At 63.9% G+C, this 490-nt stretch carries 1 protein-coding gene; it reads left to right on the top strand.

Going from position 1 to position 490, the window contains the following annotated elements:
• The coding region (locus tag AC5RWX_RS34260) for a trypsin-like serine peptidase (RefSeq protein ID WP_494100572.1) at nucleotides 1-420 on the top strand (420 nt) is incomplete at its 5' end.
• Between the last annotated feature and the right edge of the window lie 70 nt (nucleotides 421-490).

Genomic DNA, 490 nt, shown 5'->3' with positions numbered 1-490 from the left:
CAGTGGAGCTCCGGCGGCAACATGGCGTACGACACCGCTTTCGCCGTGATGGCTCCGGACGCCGGCGGCCGGCCCCTGACTGACGTGGTTGGCGGATCCGGTTTAGCGTTCAACCAGGACTACGGGCTGTATTACACGTCCTACGGTTATCCCGCCTCCAGCCCGTTCAACGGCGAGACCCTCAAAGGCTGCACCGGCACGGCCAGCCGTGACACCACCAACCCCGGCTTCAAAACCCAAGGCATTCCGTGCGACATGAACGGCGGTTCGTCAGGCGGCCCGTGGTTCATCGGCTCCGGCCCGGGAGGCCCGCAGAATTCCGTCAACAGCTATGGGTACAACAAGGGCCCCAAGGTCCTCTACGGGCCGTACTGGGGTGCAGAAATCCAGGCGACGTACCAGCTCGCACAAGCACATTAACTCAATCAGAAACAACGACGGCGCCTGTCCCTCCGCGGGGCAGGCGCCGTCGTTCGTTTACTGGGCCCAC

The sequence above is a fragment of the Arthrobacter sp. SPT-J7 genome (assembly GCF_059089965.1).
The sequence above is the reverse complement of the archived record's forward strand: the minus strand, read 5'-3'. Positions and strand labels throughout refer to the sequence as shown.